3 protein-coding genes and 1 pseudogene are annotated in these 4,348 nt (G+C 50.3%); all 4 read left to right on the forward strand.

The window, feature by feature from the left end:
* Window positions 1-530: pseudogene (locus tag BWI97_RS24250) on the forward strand (SusC/RagA family TonB-linked outer membrane protein); the annotation flags it as partial.
* Window positions 531-552: 22 nt separating this feature from the next.
* A complete protein-coding gene (locus tag BWI97_RS24255) occupies window positions 553-2,016 on the forward strand; it encodes a SusD/RagB family nutrient-binding outer membrane lipoprotein (protein WP_102203166.1) in 1,464 nt (487 codons plus the stop codon).
* A gap of 498 nt (window positions 2,017-2,514) precedes the next feature.
* Window positions 2,515-3,645 carry a hypothetical protein gene (locus BWI97_RS24260; RefSeq protein ID WP_102203167.1) on the forward strand — a complete coding sequence of 377 codons (1,131 nt, stop codon included), beginning with the start codon at window positions 2,515-2,517 and terminating at the stop codon, window positions 3,643-3,645.
* A 23-nt stretch (window positions 3,646-3,668) separates the two neighbouring features.
* Window positions 3,669-4,348: hypothetical protein (locus BWI97_RS24265; RefSeq protein WP_146011015.1), on the forward strand; the 680-nt coding region annotated here is incomplete at its 3' end.

The following is a 4,348-nucleotide window of genomic DNA, read 5'->3' on the forward strand; positions in this document are numbered from 1 at the left end:
GGCGGGGCGGTCTGCAAAACGAGTTTTCGTATAAGAACCTCCGTTTGAATGTTCTGCTCGATGGTCAATTTGGTGGCATCGTGTACTCGCAGACGCACCACAAGATGTCCGAACAGGGTAAACTCAAGCATACCCTGGCGGGCCGGGAAACGGGTACCATCGTTGGGCAGGGCGTAATCCGGAATGCGGATGGTTCTTACGCTCCCAACACCACGCCGGTGGCGATTTCGACCTGGTACGGTGATTACTACCGCCGGGCCAACGTGGAGACCAATAGCTTTGATGCTTCGTACCTCAAACTTCGTGAAGTACGACTGGAGTACAATCTGCCCCGTAGCCTGGTCAATCGCTGGAAACTCTCGGCGGCGAGCATCGGCTTCTTTGGTCGCGACCTGGCCATGATTTCAAAGTTTCCCATTTTCGATCCCGAAACGGCTTCACTCAATGGAGCTACCATCATACCCGGCGTAGAGATGGGCCAGTTGCCCACGCCGCGTACCTGGGGTGTTAACTTAAATCTTAAGCTGTAATTTTTATTTCGACGAAACAGCGATGAAAAAATACATTCTCTCTTTACTGACCCTGGGATTGCTGACTACTGCCTGTACCACGGGTTTTGAAGAACTCAATACCGATCCGAACCGCATTGATCGCGTCACGCCGGGTAGTTTGGTCACGCCGATTGTGTATGGCATGAGTACGTACTTTACCGTACGCAACAGCGATTTTACCAACCAGTTGATGCAGGTCAGCTTACCCTACGCTCAGAATAGTGAGGGCTATGGCGTACACCATTACAACGTAAGTGAAACGGCGGGGAATGGTACCTGGAACACTTGCTACACCTGGCTGCGTAACGTGCGGGAAATGAAAGAAGCCGCCGAAATTTATCAGCAACCCATCTATCAGGCGGTCGCTACGACGCTTGAGGCGTACATCGTCGGTATTCTGACGGATTCTTTTGGCGACATTCCGTACACGGAAGCACTCAACGCGGAGGAAGGCCTCAGTCAGCCCGTTTTTGATGAGCAGAAACAGGTATATGCTACACTGATTACCAAACTGGAAGCAGCTAATAAAACCTACAAGGAAAGTGGTACGATGGTGGGCAACGATCTGCTGTACGGGAATGACAAGAGCAAATGGCAGAAATTCAATAATTCACTTTTACTGCGAATGCTGCTTCGGACGAGCAAAAAATCCGATTTTACTAGCTTTGAACGTTTGAAGGCTATTTTAGCGAATCCGAGCGAATATCCCATTTTCACCAGTAATGCCGACGCTGCTTTAGTTAAAATTACAGGCTTGGCTCCGTATGATTACGCCTGGGGTCGTCGGCAGGATTATACGAACGCCGAGGCCATGAGTGCCTTTTTCATTGATCTGTTGAATGAACTGGAAGACCCCCGCCGACCGCTGTTTATGACGACCGCCCGACGCGTGGAAAACGGAAAAGAAACCAACATCGGATACAAGGGCATTGTCAGTGGGCACAACCCGACCCGCAATGAGCTGAAGGTCGATTACGAACCCAGTACACCCAATGCCGATTTAATGGTACACACCACGCTGGGTACGGAAATCATTGAAGTGATCATGTCGTACGCCGAGGTGGAGTTTATCAAAGCCGAAGTAGCTCTGCAAACGGGCGATCAGGCGGCGGCTAAAACAGCGTACGAAAAAGGAGTAGCCGCGGCCATCACGCAATGGAAAGGCGGCGTATTCCCAGCTACGTACTTCAATAATCCGAAGGCGGCATTTAACGGTACGCTCGAACAGGTACTGACCCAAAAGTATCTGGCCTTGTTTTTCAACGATTACCAGCAGTGGTTTGAGTACCGCCGGACGGGTTTTCCCAAATTACCCAAAACGCAATATATGCTCCACGATGGCGTAATGCCCACGCGATTCATGTACCACAATGATGTACGGCGATTCAATCCTCAAAATTATAAAGTTGCCGCCGAACGGATCGGTGGAGATAATGTGATGACCAAAGTCTGGTGGGAGAAGTAATCCCGAGTAACGAGACCGTGAAAGGAGCCGATTTTCTGAATGTTCAGAAAACCGGCTCCTTTTTTGTCAGTAATTATGTGCCTGATTAAGTAGAATGAACTAGGGTCATCAGAAAGGCTTCTATTGTTACTACAATACATTGCAACTATTACTACAAGACTTTACAATAAATACTACAGAATTTATCTAATAAACAGCCATAGTTTCGTGACGTCAAATTTATACGTTCAAAACCATGGTATCGTTTCCGCCGGATGCTCGCCTGTTCTTCTATTCTACTATTCGAAAACGTTCGGGATTTCAAAGGATACCTCTGCACCTGACGACTTGTTGATCAGGCTTCTCCCAAAAATCAGTTCATCCCTTCTCCAGTGAACCAGCGGTGCACCACCGTACTGGACGGAATCTGCTTTGCTTATACACGACCTAGTACTTCACCACTCTATTTATCAACTATAACTTATCTATGTTTATGAAAAAAGAATACTCTTGGGAATCATGTTGTCAGCGGGTAGCTTTTATGCTGCACAGGCTCAGGTGAAAATTGGAGCGAATCCGACTACCATTCAGAGCAGTTCATTACTTGAGCTGGAAAACGAAGCGGCCAGTGGGAATAACCAGCGAGGTTTACAGCTTCCCAGCGTGGCTCTGACCAATACCACTACCTGGGCCCCTCTGGCAGGATCACCCGCTCCCGGTATGACCGTCTATAATACAAACGCTGACCTGGCTGGTGTACGAGCCAGTGGGGTTGGAGCGTACGTATGGTCGTCAACGAATGGCTGGAATCCCATTACTGACTGGTCACTGGGCGGTAATAACATCAGTGCCAATCAGGTTTTAGGCACTAACAACGCTCAGAATTTAAACATTCGGGCCAATGGAGCCAACCGTATTTCCATTAGTGCAGAAACCGGGCAAACCCTATTTGGGGGAGCTAGTATGGCCGTACCACGTCTGTACATCGCCCGGCCCGCCCCGGGAACGGCCATTCCAGGGCTGTACGTAGAAAACTCGACAGGATTTAACTCGGCACCGGCATCTAACATTGTCGTAGGTAATGCGGCGGGCAATTCATTTAAAGGAATGTATGGTTTTGTAAGCGGTGGTTACGACCAGGTGACGGCTGGACAGGTTACCGCGGGTATATCGTACCGAAGTAACGGCACCCTGAGTCTGGGCGTTGCGGCGGAACCTTATGCCCCTGGCGAAGCTGCGGCCGATAAACTCATCGTCACGAGTGCCGGAGACGTAACCGTAAGCCAGGGAAATCTAACGGTAAACGGAGCGATCCGTTCGCAAGTTACCCGGGTGGCTGTTACGAACAACGTAGCAGGTGGGGCAGCCGGTACACCCACGGAACTAAGCAATACGGCTTCCTCTTACATCAGTCTGGCCCCAACGGCGGCAGCCAGTGCCTATCAGGTCCCCGCTGCCGGAGCTAACGCGGGATTGATGCTGATTATTAAAAACAACACTTCCGTAGCCGCTACGCTGAGTTCAGCGGGCGGACGCTTTGTGGTAGCCAATGTGGGCAATTTGACTTACACGCTGGATCCCGGAGCAAATATTCGGGTGATTACCCTCATCTCCGACGGTAGTAACTGGCAGATCACGGCTATCAATTAAGTTTCACCCTTTACTTATCGGATATGAACATACGATTAGGGGGTATACTGCTAGCCCTGCAGATCGCATCGCTACCGGCTCTGGCCCAGGTTGGGCACGAAGTCTATAGTAACCCCACGCTACAGGCGGCTAACCGAAATGCCAACGCGAACGTAGCTGACTTTTCAGACTATTTTCGGGTAAATGCCGGGGCTACTTATACGAACATCGGGAGCATTTACTGGCTAAATACCAATACGACCGGTACGTTTATCAGCAATGGTCTCTATACGACCGGTGCAACGGCCACGGATTATTTCGGGAATGGTACGGCTCGACAGGCCATGGAAATTAATGGTAGTTTGGCTCCGCTTTTCAACAATCTGGTTTTTCAGAATGGAGCCATGAACATTGCTAATTCCGACGGAATCACGGTGAACCGTACCTTGACGCTAACCAATGGCATTACGACTACGCAACGGAATAGTCCTCTGGCGAATAGTATTCGGGTCAATACGGCAAGTGCCGGAGCCATTACCGGCGATTTTAGTGACACCCGCCACGTGGATGGTTACGTTTCCCGGGTCATGAATGCCAATACAACCTATGACTTTCCCGTAGGGAATGCGGGCGATTATCGCCCCCTGACGTACCGCCCGACTGCCGCCGCTACTTTCGTATCGGTTGCCTATCAGCAGGGAACCCCGTCGCAGGGAGTGACCAG

This window comes from Siphonobacter sp. BAB-5405 (genome assembly GCF_002872335.1).
Lineage (GTDB): Bacteria > Bacteroidota > Bacteroidia > Cytophagales > Spirosomataceae > Siphonobacter.

What these genes read in the sequence shown, in the direction of transcription:
- BWI97_RS24260 (WP_102203167.1), top strand. Translation starts at nt 2,515, where the DNA reads ATGTTGTCAGCGGGTAGCTTTTATGCTGCACAGGCTCAGGTGAAAATT.
- BWI97_RS24255 (WP_102203166.1), top strand. Translation starts at nt 553, where the DNA reads ATGAAAAAATACATTCTCTCTTTACTGACCCTGGGATTGCTGACTACT.